The organism is uncultured Acidovorax sp. (assembly GCF_964021665.1).
Classification (GTDB): Bacteria; Pseudomonadota; Gammaproteobacteria; order Burkholderiales; family Burkholderiaceae_C; genus Acidovorax; species Acidovorax temperans.
Window position 1 is genome coordinate 1 of the sequence record NZ_CAXIAK010000058.1, and the last position, 20998, is coordinate 20998.

Consider the following 20998-nt stretch of genomic DNA (forward strand, 5'->3'; position numbering starts at 1 on the left):
CAGCAGCCTTCTTCGCTGGAGCAGCAGCCTTCTTCGCTGGAGCAGCAGCCTTCTTGGCTGGAGCAGCAGCCTTCTTGGCTGGAGCAGCAGCCTTCTTGGCTGGAGCAGCGGCCTTCTTGGCTGGAGCAGCAGCCTTCTTGGCTGGAGCGGCGGCCTTCTTGGCTGCGGCTACGGGTTTAGCGGGAGTCGCTTTTTTTGCTGGGGCGGCTTTCTTGGCGGCCGGTTTTTTCGCAGTTGCCATCATGTTCTCCTTGGGTCAGTGAGCAAAGAGCACTCCCCGTCTACAGTGGACAGGAAGCGATCCATGGTGATGGACGCTGCAGTAGCTCCATCACCATGAATACGGGAACACCACCGCACAAACCAAGGCAGCGCCGAGGTGTGTGTGCGGGGTGTGGTGTAAGCGTCCATGGCCAGAAAGCGCGCGATGGGATCAATCCCAAGAAAGGGCGCCGCCCGATTGGTACTCGATGACGCGGGTCTCGAAGAAGTTACGTTCCTTCTTCAGGTCGATCATCTCGCTCATCCATGGGAAGGGGTTCTCTTCGTTGGGGAAGAGGGTTTCCAGGCCGATCTGCGTTGCGCGGCGGTTGGCGATGTAGCGCAGGTAGCCCTTGAACATCGAGGCATTCATGCCCAGCACGCCGCGGGGCATGGTGTCTTCGGCGTATCGGTATTCCAGCTCGACGGCCTTCATGAACAAGGCCTTGATCTCTGCCTTGAACTCTGCGGTCCACAGGTGGGGGTTCTCAAGCTTGAGCTGGTTGATGAGATCGATGCCGAAGTTGCAGTGCATCGATTCATCGCGCAGGATGTACTGGTACTGCTCGGCAGCGCCAGTCATCTTGTTCTGGCGACCCAGTGCCAGAATCTGCGTGAAGCCTACGTAAAAGAACAGCCCTTCCATCAGACAGGCGAAAACGATCAACGACTTCAGCAGCGTCTGATCGGCCTCAGGGGTGCCTGTGTGGAAGTTGGGGTCCATGATCGCTTCAATGAAGGGGATCAGGAACTCGTCCTTGTCACGGATGGACTGGACTTCGTTGTAAGCGTTGAAGATCTCGCTCTCGTCCAGGCCCAGCGACTCCACGATGTACTGGTACGCATGGGTATGGATGGCTTCTTCGAAAGCCTGCCGCAGCAGGAACTGACGGCATTCTGGGGCAGTGATGTGGCGGTATGTGCCCAGCACGATGTTGTTCGCAGCCAGCGAGTCAGCCGTCACAAAGAAACCGAGATTGCGCTTGACGATGCGGCGCTCGTCTTCGGTCAGGCCGTTGGGGTCTTTCCACAACGCGATGTCACGCGTCATGTTCACCTCTTGCGGCATCCAGTGATTGGCGCAGGTCGCAAGGTACTTCTCCCATGCCCACTTGTACTTGAAGGGCACGAGCTGGTTGACGTCGGTCTGGCCGTTGATGATGCGCTTGTCGGCAGCGTTCACTCGGCGATGAGTGGCTGCAGGAGCGGCAGCTGTGGCCGCGGGAATTGCAGCAGCTGTTGGCTGCAATGCAGGTGTCTGGATGGGCAGCGGCGACTGCGCTGCCTGGTGGCCGTTTTGCAGGCCACCGTCCGTTGGTTTTTGCGATGAGGGCTTGACTTCTTCGTCCCAGGTCAGCATAGGTTTTCCAGTGATCGGATTATGAAAGGAGTGCTGCAAAAAGAAAAGCACTGAAGCGTTATGCAGCAACGTTTTGTTGCTTCACAGCACATGCGCGGAGCACTTCTGGATCAGGAGTGCTCCGCCTACATGGAGTTACTGGCACGCCTCACATGCGACGTCGTCAATGGCTGTGAATTTGACGTCGGTGGCAGGCACGGTGCTACCAGGCGCTGCACTGGCCAGCGTGGCTGCAGGGCCTTCAGCGGCGTGGGCCGATACGCTTTCTGGCCCCGACGACACGGCGTTGAGCTGACGTGTGTTCACGGTGCTCATTTCCACGTGCGTAGCGCTTTGTGTGCGCAGGTAGTACGTGGTCTTGAGGCCGCGCACCCATGCCAGTTTGTAGGTGTCGTCAAGCTTCTTGCCCGAAGCGCCAGCCATGTAGATGTTCAGGCTCTGCGCCTGATCGATCCACTTTTGTCGGCGCGAAGCGGCTTCCACGAGCCACTTGGGTTCGACTTCAAATGCTGTGGAATACAGCGCCTTGATATCTGCAGGCACACGGTCGATGGGGTGCAGCGAACCCTTGAAGTGCTTGAGGTCCATGATCATCACGTCATCCCACAGGCCCAGACGCTTGAGGTCGCGCACCAGACCACCGTTGATGACCGTGAATTCGCCGGAAAGGTTGGACTTGACCGACAGGTTGCCGAACGAGGGTTCAATCGATGCGTCCACCCCAATGATGTTGGAGATGGTGGCTGTGGGTGCGATGGCAACGCAGTTGGAGTTGCGCATACCATCTTGTGCAATCTTCTTGCGCAGAGCATCCCAGTCGAGGGTGGACGAGCGGTCCACTTCAACGTAGCCACCACGGGCTTGCGCCAGCATGTCCAGGGTGTCAAAAGGCAGGATGCCTCGATCCCATAGCGAACCCTTATAGCTGGAGTACTGACCGCGTTCCTTGGCGAGCTCGGTCGATGCCCAGTAGGCGTAGTAGCAGATCGCTTCCATCGAGCGATCGGCAAACTCGACAGCTTCTTGCGACGCGTAAGGAATGCGCAATTCATAGAGGCTGTCCTGGAACGCCATCAGGCCCAGGCCCACAGGGCGGTGGCGCAGGTTGGAGTCACGCGCCTTCTTGACCGCGTAGTAGTTGATGTCGATAACGTTGTCCAGCATGCGCATGGCCACCGTGATCGTTTTCTTCAGCTTCTCGTGGTCAATCTGGCCGTTCTTCAAGTGCTGGCGCAGGTTCACCGAGCCCAGGTTGCACACCGCTGTTTCGGTGTCGCTGGTGTTGAGCGTGATTTCCGTGCACAGGTTGGACGAGTGCACCACGCCAGCGTGTTGCTGGGGCGAGCGCACGTTGCAGGCATCCTTGAACGTGATCCAGGGATGGCCAGTTTCGAACAGCATGGTGAGAATCTTGCGCCACAGGTCGGTGGCTTGCACCGTCTTGCTGGGCTTGAGTTCGCCACTGGCGGCCTTGGCTTCATAGGCCACATAGGCCTTCTCGAACTCTGCGCCAAACAGGTCGTGCAGATCAGGCACGTTGGAAGGCGAGAACAGAGTCCAGGTGCCCTTTTCCATCACGCGGCGCATGAACAGGTCAGGGATCCAGTTGGCCGTGTTCATGTCATGCGTGCGGCGGCGGTCATCGCCGGTGTTCTTGCGCAGCTCCAGGAACTCCTCGATGTCAAGGTGCCAGGTTTCCAGATACGTGCAGACGGCGCCCTTGCGCTTGCCGCCCTGGTTGACTGCTACGGCCGTGTCATTCACCACCTTGAGGAATGGCACCACACCTTGGGATTCGCCGTTGGTGCCCTTGATGTGCGAGCCCAGGGCGCGCACGCGCGTCCAGTCGTTGCCCAGGCCGCCCGCAAACTTGGACAGCAAGGCGTTTTCCTTGATGGATTCGTAGATGCCGTCCAGGTCGTCGGGTACGGTGGTCAGGTAGCAACTGGACAGTTGCGAGCGCAGCGTACCGCTGTTGAACAGCGTGGGCGTGCTCGACATGAAGTCGAAGCTGGAGAGCACTTCATAGAACTCAATGGCACGGGCTTCTGGGTCCGCCTCGTTGAGGGACAGGCCCATGGCGACGCGCATGAAGAAAGCCTGTGGCAGTTCGATGCGAGTCTTGCGGACGTGCAGGAAATAGCGGTCGTACAGGGTTTGCAGGCCGAGGTAGTCAAACTGCAGGTCGCGCTGGGGCTTGAGCGCGGCGGCCAAGCGGGCCAGGTTGAACTTGAGCAGGCGTGGGTCCAGCAGTTCGTTGTCAACACCCTTCTGGATGAATTGAGGGAAATACTCGGTGTAAGCCTGGGCCATCTGATCCTGGGTCACATCACGGCCCAGCACTTCGCGCACGATGGTGTGCAGCAGCAGGCGTGCGGTGGCGTAGGTGTAGTCCGGGTCTTTTTCGATCAGGGTGCGGGCGGCGAGGATGGAAGCCTTGTACACCTCGTCCATGGGGACGCCGTCGTACAGGTTGCGCATGGTTTCTGCCACGATGGGATCAGCTTTGACATCCTGGCCCAGTCCCACACAGGCCGACTCAATCAGCGACTGCAGGCGACGAGGGTCCAGGGCAACCCGCTGGCCATTTTCCAGAACATGCAGCGCGGGGGCCGCTGGGGCCTGTTGCTGGACCTGGTTAGCGCGTTCTTGTGCGCGGCGTTCGCGATACAAAACGTAAGCACGCGCCACTTCGTGGTGGCCGCCGCGCATCAGGCCCAGTTCGACCTGGTCTTGTACATCTTCAATGTGGAAGGTACCGCCTCCTGGGCGCGAGCGCATCAGCGCGCGGGTGACGCCCTGGGTCAGTGCATCCACCACTTCACGCACGCTGGCCGAAGCAGCGCCCTGGGTGCCGTGGACGGCCAGAAACGCCTTCATCAATGCGATGGCAATCTTGGGGGCTTCGAACGGGACCACCGCGCCATTGCGCCGAATGATCTGGTAGTGGCCCTGCGCATTGGCTGCTGTGTTGGCAGCGTCGCCTGCGGTCTCTTCAGGGGTCGCGTGCGGGGTGGCAGGGGTGTTCAAAGCAGCTTGCATGGGTGTCCTCTCTGTGGGCTGGCGGGGGAGAAATGGCAGCAGGTCGGGGCTGCTGCAAAGGCTAGGCGTGTGCAACCGTTTTGGTTGTCGCACACTATATATGGTGTGTCGATCGTGTTCAAGACACTACCGGTAGTGTAATGCCTTGGCTGGGTGAGTGCTCCAAACCAGTGGTTCAAGAGCCACTTCGCAGGAATGCATGGCAGCCAAGCCCGCGTGATCGCAAGGTTTGGCGCGTCAAATGTTGTGGCTGCGCGGGCTGTCGCGGAATTTGCCCCGCAGGGGCGCGTACAGCCTGGATGGAGGTTTCGAAGGGGCGCGATCCTACCCTGAATCTGCCGCTGCGTTTTAACCTGAAAAGAGGTCGGGTTTACCTGGGGGTCTCTTGACTCGGTAACTCAAGGGTGCTTGCAGGCAATTCGCTGGCTAGCTTTGCCCAGTCGAAGCCGGGGCCGGGGTCTTGTTTGCGGCCTGGGGCGATGTGTTCGTGTCCCGCCACATAGTGCAAGGGGTAGCGCTCGATCAAATGGCGACACAGCTCCCCAAGGGCTTCGTATTGAGCGGGCTCGAACGCCAGACCCTCCAGGCCTTCCAGCTCAATGCCGATGGAGTCGTAGTTGAAGTTGGCCCGGCCGCGATAATAAGACTGGCTAGCGTGCCAGGCGGGCTGGTCGCTGTCGACAAATTGCCAGAGCCGACCGTTGCGCTCAATGAAAAAATGCGCAGACACTTGCAGGCCTTTGATTTGCTGGTAATAGGGATGGGCATCCCAGTCCAGGGCATTGGTGAACAGCTGCTGCACAGCGCCGGTGCCGTATTGCCCGGGCGGCAGGCTGATGGAATGCACGACGACCAAGTCCACCACCTGCAAGGCTCCCAGGGGGCGGGGGCCGAAGTTGGGCGACGGTAGACGCACCGCGCCGCGATGCCATCCCCCTTCCCATACGGATTGCAAACCGGCCATCTCAGCCGATCTCGTCTTGAAAATCCTGGTCGTTGGGCACACCGATGTTCAGGCGTGCAATCCGGTAACGGATCTGGCGCAGGCTGATGCCCAGGCGCGCCGCCGTGGCGGTGCGATTGAAGCCTGTTTCCTTGAGTGCGCGGATCAGAATATCGCGCTCTTGCTGGTCCAGCCATGCCTGCAAATCGTTGGGCAGGGGGGCTGTGCCAGCACCGTCTTGTTCGACTCCAACGTGGGCTGTCTCCGAGGATGGAGGCTCATGGAGCGCCTTGTGTGGTGTCTGCAGCGGCGGTGGTGCAGTCACTGTAGTGTGCGCAGAGCCCTGGGCAGCGGGGCTGGCACATGAGAACGCTTCGACTTGCAGCTCATCCCCCTCACTCAATGCAACCGCGCGGTGCAGCACGTTCTCCAGTTCGCGCACGTTGCCCGTGAGCGGATGGGTGGCAATCGCCTGCAAGGCTTGTTCGGTGAGCCGGGGCACAGGCATGCCCGAGTCCTGACCAATGCGCGCCAGCAGCGTAGCGCACAAAGCGGGCAGGTCTTCCCTGCGCTCGCGCAGCGGTGGAATGACGATTTCGATGACGTTCAGGCGGTAATACAAATCCTGGCGAAATCTGCCCGTCTGCACGTCGGCGGCGAGGTCGCGGTGGGTGGCACTCACAATCCGCACGTCCACCGTTTCTTCCTGGGTGGAGCCCAGCGGGCGCACGCTGCGTTCCTGGATGGCCCGCAGCAGTTTCGATTGCATGGCCAAGGGCAGGTCCCCGATCTCATCCAGGAAAAGGGTGCCTCCGCGCGCAGCCTGGAAGTAGCCATCCCGGTCTTGTGTCGCGCCAGTGTAGGAGCCCTTGCGGGCACCGAAGAATTCGGCTTCGAGCAGGTTCTCGGGGATGGCGCCGCAGTTCACCGCAATGCACGGGCCTTCCGCGCGCTGGCTGCAGGCATGCAGGGCCTGCGCGACGAGCTCTTTGCCAGTGCCTGATTCGCCACGCACCAGTACCGGCGCCATGCCTCGGGCCACCTTGGCAATGCGCTGCTTGACGTTGCGCATGGCTTCCGAATCTCCCACCAGCCGATCCAGCGATGAATGGAGCGTGGAAGTGCTTGCGTCTGCTGTCTGATTGCGGGGCGCCGGTCCACCGCGGGGGGCGCGCGGCGCGGGGGTTGCTCCGGTGCCTTGAACGGCCGAGGCCACCACTGAACGAAACTGTTTCAGGTCCACCGGCTTGGTCAGGTAGTCAAATGCCCCCGCCCGCAGGGCTTCAACGGCATTTTCAGCGGAGCCGTAAGCGGTCATGACCACGCAGCGTTCGCGGCGTTGCTGGTCACGCAGGTCTTGCAGGATCTCCATGCCAAAGCCGTCGGGCAGGCGCATGTCCGAGATGACCACATCAAAGAGGCGGCTCTGGAGTTGTTCGCGTGCTTCCTGCACGGTGGATGCGGTTTCCACGCGGTAGCCCTCGCGCAGCAGTGTCAGTTCATACAAGGTGCGCAGGTCGGGCTCGTCGTCAATGACCAGGATGGATGCGGCGGGAGCGTTCATGGTTCTCAGATCACGATCGAGTCGAAAAGCGTGGCGGGTTCCACGGGGCGTATGGTGCGGCGAAACGCGACGGTGAATGCGTTGCCACCGACTTTTCCACGCGCGGTGTCGCGTGTGGTGCGCTGGTAGCTGATGGATGCGCCATGCCTTTGGCACAGCTCGCGGCAAATATAGAGCCCCAGGCCGCTGGAGCGGCTCTCGGACGAGAAGAAGGGCTCAAACAGATGGCGCTCGACGGATTTGTCCATGGGGGCGCCGTCGCTCCACACCTGCAGTGTGGTCTGCCCAGCGGGGCTGGTGCGCGTCTGCACCACCAGCGAGTCTTCCTCTGGGCCCATGTAGCGCAGGGCATTGTCCAGCAGGTTCACCAGCACGCGGCGCAGGTGCTCGGGGTCGAACTCCACCTGCACCATCGAGGTTTCCAGCGACACCTGCCCGCGCCGCCGCGCCGGGTCTTGGCTGCTCCAGTCGCTCCACACCTGTGCCACGCTGGCATCCAGCGCCAGGGTGGCACCTGGCGCATGGTTGATCTGGTGCTGTACCCGGGCGATGTCCAGCACCTCCTCGGCGATGCGGGCCAGCCGGTCGGCGTTTTGCTGCACCATTTGCGCCAGCCGCCTCTGGCCAGGGTCCTGCAAGTCTTCCTCCAGCAATGCGTTGGCCTGGACGATGGCCGCCAGGGGGTTGCGAATCTCATGCGCCACGGCCGCAGACATGCGGCCCATGGCCGCCAGCTTTTCAGTGCGCAGCCGGGCTTCCATCTCGCGCAGGTCGTGCAGAAACATCACGCACACCCGTTCGGCGCGGCTGTTTTGATCGCTGGGGGTGGAGGTGAGCCAGGTGCGCACATGCAGGCCCATGGGGCTTTCGCCAGGATGGAGAAGGGCCACGTCGGCAGTTTGGGGCTGCTCTTCGTCGAAGGTGCGGTGGGCCAGTGCGACCAGCGGCTGCCAGCCTCCACAGTTTCCCAGCGAAAAGGGAAGCGCCGTGTTCTGCCCATCCCCCAGCAAAGCCTGTGCAGCGGGGTTGGCCATGCGCACGGTATCTTGCTCGTCCACCACCAGCACACCATCGTTCAAATGTTCGATCACCAGGGTGCTGATCTGCGTCTGCACCTGCGCCTTCATGCGGCTGCGCTCGGCCACTTCCTGCTCGCCCACCAGTCTGGCAGAGAGTTGATGCACCAGATAGCTCACCACAAAGTAGCCTGTGCCGGTGAGGGCACTTTGCAGGTAACGTTGCGCGTCGTCGCTTGACGATTGATCTCCCGTCCACCAGGCCCACAGCAAGAGCAGCAAGGTGACCGCTGCCGTGGTGCCCAGGGCCAGTGTGAGCGTGCCCAGCACGGCCGCCATCAGGATGGGCAATCCGAACAAGGGTGTGTAGTTCATGGTGCCGGGGTGCAGCAGCTGCAGAGCGGAGACCGCCAGAATGTCCACCCCGATCGAAGGCAGCCAGTGCGGTCCGGTACCTGGGTAGGGTGGGGCGTGGCGCCCCAGAATCCGCAGCATCACGGTGGCTACCAGATAGGCCACACACACCGCCAGCACGGCTGGTGTGAATGCCTGCGTCTGGTTGAAGGCGTACCCCAGCAGCTGCAGCACCAGCAGTGCCACGGCAATCATCAACCGGCCGGTGAGAAAGCCCCGCCACAGCCGCACAAAGGGGGCTTCGGTGGGGAACAGCCGGCTATCGCTCAAGAAGGCGCCTTTCAACGGTGCGAAGGGCCTGCGCGCAGGTGGTCTGCGCAGCAGTAGTGGGCGCCGTACTGGACGATGGCGTCAGTGCGCGGCAGGTGAAGGCCGCAGTGCGCACACGCCACCATGTCTTGAGGCGTGGGGGGGCTGGGTTGGTGGGGGCGGCTGGGTTGCGCAAGGTTGCGGCGGCTTTTCCAGAAGCCGAAAGCCACCACCAGCACCAGTAGCAAAACGAGGTACTTCATGTGCTGCGGCCCAGAATCACTTCAAGCACGAAGCGTGAGCCGACATACGCCAGCATGAGCAATGCGGAACCTGCATAGAGGATGCGCACCGCATTGCGCCCGCGCCAGCCGAAGCGTGCCCGCCCCAGCAGCAGCGCAGCAAACACCAGCCACGACAGGAACGAGAAAACCGCCTTGTGGTCCCAACGCCAGGCGCGGCCATACAGCATGTCGCTGAACAGCCAGCCGGCCAGCAGCGTGGCGCTGAGCAACACAAAACCGGCCGTCACGAAACGAAAGGTCAGGCGTTCCAGCGTCAGCAAGGGGATTCCGCTGTCAGGGTCTTCGGCCTGCCGGATGTGGCGCTCGGCCCGCGTCATCAGCCAGGCGTGCACCACCGCCGCTGCAAACAGGCCATAGCAGGCAATGCCCAGCGCCAGATGCAGCGGCAGCCAGGCCGATGCCTTCACATGCAGCGGCTGCCCTGGGAACAGCAGCGCCAGCACGATGGTGGCAGCCCCCAGCGCGGCCAGCATCCAGCGGGCCCGCATCTGCGGAAACAACTGGCGCTCTACCGCATACACCGTGAGCACCAGCCATGCGGTCATGGACAAGGCGGGGGCAAAGCCAAAGCGCGGCGCCTCGCCCCACAGCCCCCACACCAGCAAGGCCCCGTGCAGCACCCAGGCCACGAGCAGTGCGTTGCGCGACGCCGCCGCCCCCAGGCGGGAAGCGGCTGCGACGGGTGCGGCGTATGCCAAGGCGGCGGCAAGGGCCAGCAGCCAACTGACGGGGGAAGCACTGGGTAAAATCATGGGTCACAGTTTAGCCTTTCGCCCGCTGCCAGCGCCCTGGCAAACCTGCCTGCTTTTGACTTGCGTGCAGGTTGCGGCTCACACCGGAACCTTTCCAGAACCCCTTATGGCCTCCGCACTCACCGACAAACTCACGCGACTCGTCAAGGAGATGCGCGGCCAGGCCCGCATCACCGAATCCAACGTCCAGGACATGCTGCGCGAAGTGCGCATGGCGCTGCTGGAGGCCGACGTTGCCCTGCCCGTGGTGCGCGACTTCATCGCCCGCGTCAAGGAAAAGGCATTGGGCCAAGAAGTGCTGGGCTCGCTCAAGCCGGGGCAGACGCTGGTCAGCATCGTCAACCGCGAGCTGGCGGCCACCATGGGCGAAGGCGTGGCCGACATCAACTTGGCCGCCCAGCCGCCCGCCGTGATCCTGATGGCAGGCTTGCAGGGTGCCGGTAAAACCACCACCACTGCCAAGCTGGCCAAGCACCTGATTGAAAAGCGCAAGAAGAAGGTGCTGACGGTGTCGGGCGACGTGTACCGCCCTGCCGCCATTGAGCAGCTCAAGACCGTGACGGCCCAGGCTGGAGCCGAGTGGTTCCCCAGCACCCCTGACCAGAAACCGCTGGACATTGCCAACGCCGCGCTCGACTACGCGAAGAAGCATTACTTTGATGTACTGCTGGTGGACACCGCCGGCCGCCTAGCGATTGACGAAGCCTTGATGAAGGAAATCAAGGACCTGCACGCCGCCATCAACCCTGTTGAAACCCTGTTCGTGGTGGACGCCATGCAGGGCCAGGACGCCATCAACACCGCCAAGGCGTTCAAAGAGGCGCTGCCGCTCACCGGCATCGTGCTGACCAAGCTGGACGGCGACTCGCGCGGTGGCGCGGCGCTGTCGGTGCGCCAGATCACCGGCGCGCCCATCAAGTTTGCGGGTGTGTCGGAAAAGATCGATGGCCTCGAAGTGTTCGACGCCGAACGCCACGCGGGCCGCATTCTGGGCATGGGCGACATCGTGGCGCTGGTGGAGCAGGTCACGGCAGGCGTGGACATGGAAGCCGCGCAGAAGCTGGCGGCCAAGGTCAAGAGCGGCGACGGGTTTGACCTGAATGACTTCCTGGCGCAGATCCAGCAGATGAAGCAGATGGGCGGGCTGTCGAGCCTGATGGACAAGCTGCCCTCTCAGCTCACCGCCAAGGCGGGCTCCATCGACATGGACAAGGCCGAAAAAGACATCAAGCGCAAGGAAGGCATCATCCAGAGCATGACGCCGCTGGAGCGCCGCAAGCCTGATCTCATCAAGGCCACCCGCAAAAAGCGCATTGCCGCCGGTGCTGGCGTGCATGTGCAAGAGGTGAACCGCCTGCTCAAAGAGTTTGAGCAGATGCAGGACATGATGAAGAAGATGAAGGGCGGCGGCCTGATGAAGATGATGAAGCGCATGGGCGGCATGAAAGGCCTGGGCGGCATGCCCAAGATGCCGTTTGGCGGCTCTTGATTTGCTACTGAATCAATAGCTGCTGGCGCTTGTTGGATAAGCGCTAGAGGCTAAAAAGGCGCAAAACCTTTACAGGGTTTGCGCCTTTTTTCATGGCTGCTGTGGTGGGCTGGCCGGGCCTTCTCCTTCGGCCCCATCCTCGGTGGCGGGCGGGGTAAGCACGGGGCATGGCCAGTTCAGCAGCTCCGCCAGCCGGGTGGTGATCCAGGTTGCTTCGTCTACTGAAACGCCTGACTCGGCCGCGCACAGCCCCGCGTGGATGCGCCGCAAGATCTCGGCTTCCGACGGGGCTTGCACGTGGTACAGCGTTTGCGCTTGCTCCACCAGGTGCCCGGCCAGGTCTTCGCACAGCTCGTAGCGGTTGCGGACGACCGAAGCCGGTTCGCGCAGGCGCTGGCGGCTGTCGGCATACACCGCCAGGAATGAGGGCGGGACGTGGATCTGGTTGTCTTCTTCGTGCATGGGCAGGGGGCGTGGATGGGCGGTGGGGCCGCTCAATCGGGGGTGAACAGACGCTCGAACTTGGCCTGGTCGGGCGCCAGCTCAAAGGTCACCACCTGGCCCATTTTCATGTCCGACAGGCGGCAGGCAGCGTACAGGGTGGTTTTGCCTGCCAGCTCCATCACTTCCAGGTCAATGATGGCGTAGGGGTAGGGCACGAACACCTGGTGCTCAAAAATCTCGCGGTACTGGTTGCGGGGCGAGGGGTAGAGCTTGTATTGGTCGGTGGTAATGGTCTGTGTGGCCATGGGCAGATGAGGGGCTGATCGGTCGCGCAAGGGCTGCGGTGGGGGTAAAGTGCGGGCGAATGCTACAGACAATCCTGCCCAACTACCAACAACATCTCTATGGCAAGACCCAAAAGTGAATGGCCGAACAAGGTACTGGCCTTGATTCAATCCGGCAACCACACCGCCGCAGTGGCGCAAATCAAGGTGGCGCCCACGGTGGGCGATATCACCCGGCTGCAAACCCTGCTGGAAAAGCTGCCGCCGTCGCCCGCGCTGCAACAGCTCAAGAAATTTGTCGAAGAAGAGCGCGCCCTGCTGGCAGCGCCCCGCCTGCACCGCGCACCATGACCTACGCACGCGTTTCCATCCAGACCGAAGACTTTGACCTCTCGCACGAAATCGCCGAACTGCGCCGCAACGACAAGGGCGTGGGCGCCGTGTGCAGCTTCGTGGGCACCGTGCGCGACCGTAATGAAGGTGACGCCGTGGCGTCGATGGAGCTGGAGCACTACCCCGGCATGACGGAAAAATCCATCGAAGCCATGGTGGAGGAGGCTTTCCGGCGCTTTGACATCTTTGGCGCCCGCGTCATCCACCGGGTGGGCCTGCTGCAGCCGCTCGACCAGATCGTGCTGGTGGCCGTGACCAGCGCCCACCGGGGCCAGAGCTTTCAGGCCTGCGAGTTTTTGATGGACTACCTCAAGACCCAGGCCCCGTTCTGGAAGAAGGAGCAAACCCCCCAGGGCGCCCGCTGGGTGGACGCGCGGGTGAGCGACGATGCGGCACTGGCGCGCTGGGGCATCACGGCGAGCAATGCGTGAAGCTCTGCGGCCAGGAATATCAGTAAAAAATGGCTCTGGCGCTTGATAGATAAGCGTTGGTAGCTATTAAAAAAGTAGCAATTCAGGCGGCCTGCTGCATTTTGGTTTGCTGACGCACGTCAATCTCTTCTGTCAAAAGCTGCCTTGAAATGAGGCAGTGCATGCCCCAAATGCTTTGCAATTCGGAGGATATTGACCCATGCGTCTCGACAAATTCACCACCAAGTTCCAGGAAGCCCTGGGCGATGCCCAAAGCCTTGCCCTGGCCCACGACAACGCCTACATCGAACCCGTGCACGTGCTGCTGGCCATGCTCAAGCAGGACGATGGCCCCAAAGCGCTGCTGCAGCGCGCGGGCGCCAACGTGCCGGGCCTGACCAGCGCTGCTGAAGCCGCCATCAAGCGCCTGCCGCAGGTGCAGGGGCACGACCAGGTGCAGGGCGGCCCCGAGCTGGGCCGCGTGCTGCAGGCCACTGAAAAAGAGGCCATCAAGCGCGGCGACCAGTTCATTGCCAGCGAGCTCTTCTTGCTGGCGCTGACCGATAGCAAGGGCGATGCTGCCCAGATCGCCAAAGACAACGGCCTGACCCGCAAGAGCCTGGAAGCCGCCATCAACGCCGTGCGCGGCGGCCAGAAGGTGGACAGCGCCGAAGCCGAGGGCCAGCGCGGCGCGCTGCAAAAGTACTGCCTGGACCTGACCGAGCGCGCCCGCGCCGGCAAGCTCGACCCCGTGATTGGCCGCGATGATGAAATCCGCCGCGCCATCCAGGTGCTGCAGCGCCGCAGCAAAAACAACCCCGTGCTGATTGGCGAGCCAGGCGTGGGCAAGACGGCGATTGTGGAAGGCTTGGCCCAGCGCATCGTGGCGGGCGAAGTGCCCGAATCGCTCAAGGGCAAACGCGTCCTCTCGCTGGACATGGCGGCCCTGCTGGCCGGTGCCAAATACCGCGGCGAGTTTGAAGAGCGCCTGAAAACCGTGTTGAATGAGTTGGCCAAGGACGAGGGCCAGACCATCGTCTTCATCGACGAGCTGCACACCATGGTGGGTGCTGGCAAGGGTGAGGGTGCGATGGACGCGGGCAATATGCTCAAGCCAGCCCTCGCGCGTGGCGAGCTGCACTGCGTGGGCGCGACCACGCTGGACGAATACCGCAAGTACATCGAAAAAGACGCTGCGCTGGAGCGCCGCTTCCAGAAAATCCTGGTGGGCGAGCCCACCGTGGAGGCCACCATCGCCATCCTGCGCGGCCTGCAGGAAAAGTACGAAGTGCACCATGGGGTGGAGATCACCGACCCGGCCATCGTGGCTGCGGCCGAGCTCTCCAACCGCTACATCACCGACCGCTTCCTGCCCGACAAGGCGATTGACCTGATCGACGAGGCAGCGGCCAAGATCAAGATCGAAATCGACTCCAAGCCCGAAGCCATCGACAAGCTCGACCGCCGCCTGATCCAGCTGCAGATCGAGCGCGAGGCGGTGAAGAAGGAGAAGGACGAGGCCTCACAAAAGCGCCTGACCTTGCTGGAAGAAGAGATCGAAAAGCTGCAAAAGGAAATTGCCGACCTGGAAGACATCTGGACCTCGGAAAAGGCCCAGGCCCAGGGCAGCCAGCAGGTGCGCGAGCAGGTTGAGAAAGTGAAGCAGCAGATCGAAGAGCTCAAGCGCAAGGGCGATTTCAACAAGGTGGCCGAGCTGCAATACGGCAAGCTGCCTGACCTGGAGCGCCAGCTCAAGGAAGCGCAGGCCAAGGAAGAGGGCAAGGACGGCGCGTCCACCCCCAACCGCCTGCTGCGCACGCAAGTGGGCGCGGAAGAAATTGCCGAGGTGGTGAGCCGCGCCACGGGCATCCCCGTCGCCAAGATGATGCAGGGCGAAAAAGACAAGCTGCTGCAGATGGAAACCAAGCTGCACGAGCGCGTGGTGGGGCAGGAAGAGGCGATTGCCGCTGTGGCCAATGCCATCCGCCGCTCACGCTCGGGCCTGTCTGACCCGAACCGGCCCACGGGCTCGTTCCTGTTCCTCGGCCCCACGGGCGTGGGCAAGACCGAGCTGTGCAAGGCGCTGGCGGGCTTCCTGTTCGACAGCGAAGAGCATCTGGTGCGCATCGACATGAGCGAGTTCATGGAGAAGCATTCCGTGGCCCGCCTGATCGGCGCGCCGCCCGGCTACGTGGGCTATGAGGAAGGCGGTTACCTGACGGAAGCCGTGCGCCGCAAGCCCTATAGCGTGCTGCTGCTCGACGAGGTGGAAAAGGCCCACCCCGACGTGTTCAACGTGCTGCTGCAGGTGCTGGACGATGGCCGCCTGACCGATGGCCAGGGCCGTACCGTGGACTTCAAGAACACGGTGATCGTGATGACCAGCAACATCGGCTCGCACCTGATCCAGGCCATGGTGGGCCAGGACTCGCAGGACATCAAGGATGCGGTGTGGGGCGAGCTCAAGAACCACTTCCGGCCCGAGTTTTTGAACCGCATTGACGAGACCGTGGTGTTCCACGCGCTGGATGCGCAGCACATTGCGTCGATCGCCAAGATCCAGCTGAAGTTGCTCGAAACCCGGCTGGCCAAAATGGATTTGGAACTGCAGGTGTCTGACGCTGCCTTGGCAGAATTGGCCAAGGTGGGGTTCGATCCGGTGTTTGGTGCACGTCCGCTCAAGCGGGCCATCCAGCAGCGCATCGAGAACCCCTTGTCCAAGCTGCTGCTGGAAGGGCGCTTCCCGCCCAAGAGCGTGATTGCCGTGACAGTGAACCCCGTGCTGGAACCTGGGGTGTTCCAGTTCAGCGCTGTGCCGCAGGGTTAAGCGGCCCCCGGTGCGGGCAGGGCCTCGGTTGAGGCTTTGTCCGCATCGCAGTTGTGAATGAGAGGTGTTGTTTGAACGAATTTGTTGCAGGTGTACTTCGCTTGGTGCTGCGTGTCGTGGTGGTTGCGATGGGCGTAGTGCTGTTTTTGAGCCTCGTCGCCGCCGTGATGGTGTTGGCCCTGGTGTGGGCGCTGCGCGCGGGGTGGGCACGCCTGACCGGCAAGCCCGTCACCCCCTGGGTGATGCGCATGGACCCGCGTACCGGCTTCGGTACCGTGTTTCGTTCGACCGAGCGCTGGACCACCGCGCGCCGTGCCTCTCCTGCTGCGGATGCAGCCCCTGAAGAGTCTGCGGCATCGCGCCGTGGCGGCGTGCTGCCGGGTGCCCAAGACGTCACCGATGTGGTCCCGCGCGAAGTGCGCTGAAGCCTGTTGAACCGCCCGGCGGCCCTGGCGTGGGGCCACCTGCGGGCGTTGCGTCGGGTGGCGGACGCAACGCCACGGCAGGCCTGTAGTCCTGTGGGCTCATGTGCCCTTTGGTGACGTGACCTTGGCCCTGGTCTCCTATCATCTTGGCATGACCCCAGCCGAAATCCACGCCCATTTCCAACTCCAGCGGCAAGCCAGTCGTGAGCACGTCGATGTGCCGCTTTTGGTGCGCCGAGAGCGCCTGTTGCGCATCCAGAAAATGCTGGACGAGCACGGCCCCGTGCTCGCAGCGGCCGTGCAGGCAGACTTCGGAATGCGATCACCGCTGCTGACGGAGGTGGCAGACTTTTTTGTGCTGCGCAGCTTGCTGTCGCACACCCTGCGCCACCTCGGGCGCTGGATGAAGCCCAAGAAAGTGTCCACGCCCCTGGTGCTGCAGCCCGCCACGGCCTGGATTGCCCGCCAGCCCCTGGGCGTGGTGGGCGTGATTTCTCCGTGGAACTATCCGGTGCAGCTGGCGCTGGCCCCGGCCATCACCGCGTTGGCAGCAGGCAACCGGGTCATGCTCAAACCCAGTGAACTCACGCCCCACACTTCGGCGCAACTGGCAGCGCTGGTGGCGCAGTTTTTCTCCCCCGACGAGTTCTGCGTGGTGCAAGGCGATGCCAACCTGGCAGCCTTGTTCGCATCGCTGCCCTTCGATCACCTGGTCTTTACCGGCTCTACGGCTGTCGGGCGCAAGGTGGCCCAGGCTGCGGCGCAAAACCTCACGCCCACCACGCTGGAGCTGGGCGGCAAGTCGCCATGCATCATCGACGGCCACTGCGACATGAAGGACGCAGCCCTCAAGATCGCGCACGGCAAGCTCCTCAACGCCGGGCAAACCTGCATTGCACCCGACTATGTGCTGCTGCCGCGTGGCCGTGAAGGTGAGTTTGCCCAGGCCTATGCCGCAGCAGTGGCACGGCTGTTTCCTACCATCGAAGGCAATGGCGACTACGCTTCCATCATCACGGCCCGCCACCATGCGCGGCTGCGCACCATGCTGCAGCAGGCCCAAACGCAGGGCGCTGAGGTGCAGACCATCGACCCCACTGCCGGCAAGCCCGTAGTGCACACCACTGGCACGCTGGGCGATGGCGTGAGCCGCCAGATGCTGCCCACGCTGGTGTTTGGCGCAACGTCGGCCATGCAGCTGATGCAGGAAGAGATTTTTGGCCCCATCCTGCCGGTGGTCTCGTACGAGCGGCTGGACGATGCCATCACCCACATCAACGCAGGGCCGCGCCCGTTGGCGCTGTACTGGTTTGGGCAGAGCGAGGCGGTGCGTGACGACGTGCTGCAGCGCACCGTGAGTGGTGGTGTGACGGTGAATGACACCCTCATGCACATCGCGCACGATCACCTGCCGTTTGGCGGCGTAGGCGACAGCGGCTGGGGGGCTTACCACGGCGAGCAAGGCTTCTTGCAGTTTTGCCACCAGAAGTCGGTGCTGGTCCAGTCGCGCTGGTCGATGGGGTCGCTGTTGTACCCGCCTTACGGCCCCCGCATGGAACGCATCATGGCGTTGATACGCCGCCTGCTTTGACCACTGGCCCACAGCGCTTGGGGCGATAGCGCTTCGCTGCCGCAACCCTGCCATTGCGGCAGCCTCAAAGCTCAGGGGCCAACCACCGTCGTGTGGTCTTCGGGTGTGCGAAACAGGTTGTGGTCATCAACGAGCAAAAGACGGGCAGGCCTACAGCAAGTATTGCGCACAAAGCGTCGTGCCGGGCTAGTCCATTGGTGCGATGGACGCGCGCCGGGGCGGTTTCTAGACTTTCCTCAAGAACCTGTTCAAAGCACGCAGGAGCGCCTCGCGGGTGTTGATCCATGCGCACAGGGTTTTGAGGTTGATCGTCTTCAAAACAATGGCCTGCCGCCTGCCGCCTGCCGCCTGCCGCCTGCAGTGCACGTGCCCCGCCCACGCAACAAGCGGGCCTCGGTGCAGCGCGCTGCGCAGGCTGTGTCTGCGGCCTCCACGGGCCACGCGTTAGCCATCGCGTGAGAGGACTCGGCTGCGGCATAAGCCGTGCAAAAGCAGGGTGTTGCAAGGCGCCAAAACCACGAGAAAAACCGTGCATTGACATCATGGTGTAACCGAGCACAAAAGGGTGAAAAACCGTTTGCGGCGACAATGCCGCTCCTTTCGTTTTTTTACACCCTGTTTTCGTTCGGTTTTTCCATGTCTAGTATCCAGGTTCGTCCCGCCACGCTTCGCGATGCAAAAGCCATTGCCCAGATCCACACCGTCTCTGCTCAAGAGGCCTACAAAGGACTGGTGCCAGACGAGCAATTGAAAGCCATGTCATCGGTCGAAAAGCGCCAGGCTTACTGGCGCGAGGCCATCGAATATTGCGAGCCCCAAGTCCAGGTGGCCGTTGACGGCGAAAAGATCGTCGGCTTCGTCGGCTATGACCGCTCGCGCGATGAAAAGTCCCGCCCCACCACAGGTGAAATCTGGGCCATCTACGCAGCTCCCACACACTGGAACCAAGGCGTTGGCCTGGCTCTGTGGGATGCCGCCCGTGATGGCCTTCAGGAAGAAGGCTGCACCAACGTGACCGCGTGGGTGCCCCTGCGCAATGAGCGCGCTCTGCGTTTCCATGAGCTGGCCGGCTTCAAGCGCGAGTTGTCTACCGCCAAGACGGCCATCATCGGCGGCGTCAAGATCGAAGAAGTGCGCCTGAAGCGCCCGATCAACGGCTGAGCCCTCCCATGATCGAATGGAGCAGCCAGGGCCAGGCCCACAACGCCCAATGGCGCTCTGAAAGTGGCGCTTCGGCTCCGCGCCGCGTGATCGCTGCCGACGACACCCTGCCCGCCGACACAGCCTACCGCATGGCCTGTGAAGGCACGGGCTTGTTGTGGACGGGCGACTTCCAGAACGCCCGCATGTTGCTGCAGGCGCTGATGCGCCGCGCAGACCGCAAGCCCCGCAAGGTGGCGGCCAAAGCGGCGCAAAAAGCGGCAGCGGCCACCCCTGCGGAAGCGTTTCACCTGCACCGGCAGGCGCAGGCGCAGCGTGCGCGGGTGCTGTCGTCGGTGCTGATCGTGCTGGAAGGCGATTACACGATTGCGCTGCGCCGCGCGCCCGACCTGCGCCAGGCCTGCACCGAGGCCTGGGGCCCCGCCAGCGGGAATCGCGTGGTGGCTTCGCTGCGTGAGCTGCTGGGCTTGGTGGGCGCCCATGAATGGCGCAAGAAGGGCGTAGAAATACCCGCCCTGGGTGCACCGCCGGGCAACCGCATTCACCCGCACTACGGCGTTTTTTCGCCAGTGCGTGGGGAATATGTGGATCTGGTCGCGCAGGCGCCGCTGCCCAGCAAGACGCTTGCCTTTGATGTGGGCGTGGGCACGGGAGTGCTGTCTGCCGTGCTGGCGCGCCGTGGTGTGCAGCGCGTGGTGGCCACCGACCAGGACCCGCGTGCGCTGGCCTGTGCACGCGAGAATTTGCAACGCCTGGGTCTGGCGAGCCGTGTCGAGGTGCAGCAGCAAGACCTGTTCCCCGAGGGCAAGGCCCCGCTGGTGGTGTGCAACCCGCCCTGGCTGCCCGCACGGGCCAGCTCGCCCATTGAGCGGGCGGTGTACGACGAAGGCAGCGGCATGCTGCGCGGGTTTTTGGCCGGCTTGGCTGCCCACCTGGAGCCCGGCGGCGAAGGCTGGCTGATTCTGTCGGACCTGGCTGAACATTTGCAGTTGCGCACGCGTGAACAGCTGCTGGAATGGATGGCGCAAGGCGGCTTGAAGGTGCTGGGGCGACAAGACGTCAAGCCCCGGCACGGCAAGTCGGCCGACGCGTCGGATGCCTTGCATACCGCACGCGCAGCGGAAGTCACATCGCTGTGGCGCCTGGGCCTGGCCTGATCTGGAGGGAGGCTTAGGCCTCCGCCAGGGCCATGTCCTGGGGCTGCTCGCGGGGCAAAAGCTGCTTCATGCGCTCGCGAATGGTCTCGGCTCGCTCGGCGCCCGCCAGTTGCGACACTTCCTCCAGCAACGATTCCCCCACGTGCAACATGCTGTCCCGGTCACGGGCTGCGCGCAGGGCGCTGTGAAAATGCTGTGCCCGTGCAGGGTCGCGGCGGGCAAAAAGGCGTTCGCAGATATCGAACAGGTACATGCGCGCACCCGCCAGCGACCGCAGGTGGTCACTGGGCTCAGGCGGCGTGACTGCCTCTGGCCGCAGCGCTGAGGGCTGAGTGTGGGCGGGTGGGGTGAGCAAAGTGTCTTGCACCGCGGGTGCAGACAGCGACAGATACCCTTGGCTGAGCAGGTGCTCGACAATCTCGGCACCGCCGCCGCTGTACATGGCCTGCAATTCGGCCAAAGGCTTGCCTTCGGCCAGCAGCAGCAGCGATCGCTCGCGCAGGCTCAGGGTGCGCATGCCGGGAGCGAGTTCCTGTCGGGCTTTGTCGGTTTTGAGGAGCAGCATGGCGGGCAATCGCAAAGGCGGTGGCCAGCATTGCAGCAGCGCACCGTGACATGGCGATGACGCCTGCCGTGCCGGTCTGCCCTGGCGGGCTCGCTGGAAGCATACGGGCTGCAAAGATTGTCTGCTATATATTTAATAGCTTATGGCGCTTGATGAGTAAGCGCTAGAGCCGTTTTTGGCTTGAAATGGGTGGCCCGTGCCCCAGCACGTGGACCACCCAGGGATGCATGGGTATGACCTTGTTGCTGGCCCCGATGGAGGGGCTTTTGGATTTTGTATTGCGTGACGTGCTCACCCGCGTGGGGGGCGGGGAGGGACGTGGCTGGGGGGGCGCGGCGGTGGGGGG

General features: G+C 62.8%; 19 protein-coding genes. 8 read left to right on the top strand and 11 right to left on the bottom strand.

The features are described from left to right. From AADJ04_RS12425 to ccsA, 8 genes are all read right to left on the bottom strand, one after another. Positions 1-241: hypothetical protein (locus tag AADJ04_RS12425; RefSeq protein WP_341239806.1), on the bottom strand; the 241-nt coding region annotated here is incomplete at its 3' end. A gap of 192 nt (positions 242-433) precedes the next feature. Then, positions 434-1621 carry a ribonucleotide-diphosphate reductase subunit beta gene (locus tag AADJ04_RS12430; RefSeq protein ID WP_066696320.1) on the bottom strand — a complete coding sequence of 396 codons (1188 nt, stop codon included), beginning with the start codon at positions 1619-1621 and terminating at the stop codon, positions 434-436. Positions 1622-1756: 135 nt separating this feature from the next. Continuing rightward, a complete protein-coding gene (locus tag AADJ04_RS12435) occupies positions 1757-4663 on the bottom strand; it encodes a ribonucleoside-diphosphate reductase subunit alpha (protein WP_341239807.1) in 2907 nt (968 codons plus the stop codon). Between the two features lie 370 nt (positions 4664-5033). Beyond that, positions 5034-5627, bottom strand: a complete 594-nt coding sequence (gene ampD / locus AADJ04_RS12440; RefSeq protein WP_341239808.1) for a 1,6-anhydro-N-acetylmuramyl-L-alanine amidase AmpD — start codon at positions 5625-5627, stop codon at positions 5034-5036. A 1-nt stretch (position 5628) separates the two neighbouring features. Beyond that, complete coding sequence (locus AADJ04_RS12445; protein WP_341239809.1) at positions 5629-7170, bottom strand: sigma-54 dependent transcriptional regulator; 1542 nt, start codon at positions 7168-7170, stop codon at positions 5629-5631. A gap of 5 nt (positions 7171-7175) precedes the next feature. Continuing rightward, complete coding sequence (locus AADJ04_RS12450; protein WP_233099681.1) at positions 7176-8870, bottom strand: ATP-binding protein; 1695 nt, start codon at positions 8868-8870, stop codon at positions 7176-7178. An 11-nt stretch (positions 8871-8881) separates the two neighbouring features. After that, positions 8882-9112, bottom strand: coding sequence for a PP0621 family protein (locus tag AADJ04_RS12455; protein ID WP_066695053.1), 231 nt, complete (start codon positions 9110-9112; stop codon positions 8882-8884). Further along, positions 9109-9906: a cytochrome c biogenesis protein CcsA gene (gene ccsA / locus AADJ04_RS12460; RefSeq protein WP_341239810.1), complete on the bottom strand. Its 798-nt coding sequence runs from the start codon at positions 9904-9906 to the stop codon at positions 9109-9111. The genes AADJ04_RS12455 and ccsA overlap by 4 nt, the downstream gene beginning before the upstream one ends. A 106-nt stretch (positions 9907-10012) precedes the next feature. On the opposite strand from ccsA, the gene ffh reads away from it, so the two are divergent. Then, the gene (ffh, locus tag AADJ04_RS12465; protein WP_066784978.1) at positions 10013-11395 is read left to right on the top strand and encodes a signal recognition particle protein; all 1383 of its coding nucleotides are present in this window, start codon (positions 10013-10015) and stop codon (positions 11393-11395) included. A gap of 90 nt (positions 11396-11485) precedes the next feature. Here ffh and AADJ04_RS12470 read toward each other — a convergent pair whose 3' ends face one another. After that, entirely contained in the window at positions 11486-11857 is a 372-nt protein-coding gene (locus AADJ04_RS12470) for a hypothetical protein (RefSeq protein ID WP_273624715.1), read from the bottom strand. Positions 11858-11889: 32 nt separating this feature from the next. After that, positions 11890-12144, bottom strand: coding sequence for a hypothetical protein (locus AADJ04_RS12475; protein ID WP_142081758.1), 255 nt, complete (start codon positions 12142-12144; stop codon positions 11890-11892). A 99-nt stretch (positions 12145-12243) separates the two neighbouring features. On the opposite strand from AADJ04_RS12475, the gene AADJ04_RS12480 reads away from it, so the two are divergent. The 7 genes from AADJ04_RS12480 to AADJ04_RS12510 all read left to right on the top strand — a co-directional run bounded on the left by AADJ04_RS12480 (position 12244) and on the right by AADJ04_RS12510 (position 20087). Next, positions 12244-12474, top strand: coding sequence for a hypothetical protein (locus AADJ04_RS12480; protein WP_044400080.1), 231 nt, complete (start codon positions 12244-12246; stop codon positions 12472-12474). Continuing rightward, a complete protein-coding gene (locus tag AADJ04_RS12485; RefSeq protein ID WP_207374451.1) occupies positions 12471-12947 on the top strand; it encodes a molybdenum cofactor biosynthesis protein MoaE in 477 nt (158 codons plus the stop codon). The genes AADJ04_RS12480 and AADJ04_RS12485 overlap by 4 nt, the downstream gene beginning before the upstream one ends. Positions 12948-13146: 199 nt before the next feature. Next, a complete protein-coding gene (gene clpB, locus AADJ04_RS12490; protein WP_273624716.1) occupies positions 13147-15753 on the top strand; it encodes an ATP-dependent chaperone ClpB in 2607 nt (868 codons plus the stop codon). A 71-nt stretch (positions 15754-15824) separates the two neighbouring features. Beyond that, positions 15825-16178, top strand: coding sequence for a hypothetical protein (locus AADJ04_RS12495; RefSeq protein WP_044400072.1), 354 nt, complete (start codon positions 15825-15827; stop codon positions 16176-16178). 151 nt (positions 16179-16329) lie between these two features. Beyond that, positions 16330-17769, top strand: a complete 1440-nt coding sequence (locus AADJ04_RS12500) for a coniferyl aldehyde dehydrogenase (protein ID WP_142081753.1) — start codon at positions 16330-16332, stop codon at positions 17767-17769. Between the two features lie 636 nt (positions 17770-18405). Beyond that, positions 18406-18930 carry a GNAT family N-acetyltransferase gene (locus tag AADJ04_RS12505; protein WP_044400098.1) on the top strand — a complete coding sequence of 175 codons (525 nt, stop codon included), beginning with the start codon at positions 18406-18408 and terminating at the stop codon, positions 18928-18930. 8 nt (positions 18931-18938) lie between these two features. Beyond that, positions 18939-20087 (top strand): class I SAM-dependent methyltransferase, encoded by a 1149-nt coding sequence (locus tag AADJ04_RS12510; protein ID WP_273624718.1) that lies wholly within the window; start codon positions 18939-18941, stop codon positions 20085-20087. Between the two features lie 13 nt (positions 20088-20100). On the opposite strand, the gene AADJ04_RS12515 is transcribed toward AADJ04_RS12510, so the two are convergent. Next, on the bottom strand, positions 20101-20652 hold the full coding sequence (locus tag AADJ04_RS12515) for a hypothetical protein (RefSeq protein WP_341239811.1): 552 nt from the start codon (positions 20650-20652) through the stop codon (positions 20101-20103). Positions 20653-20998: the final 346 nt, after the last annotated feature.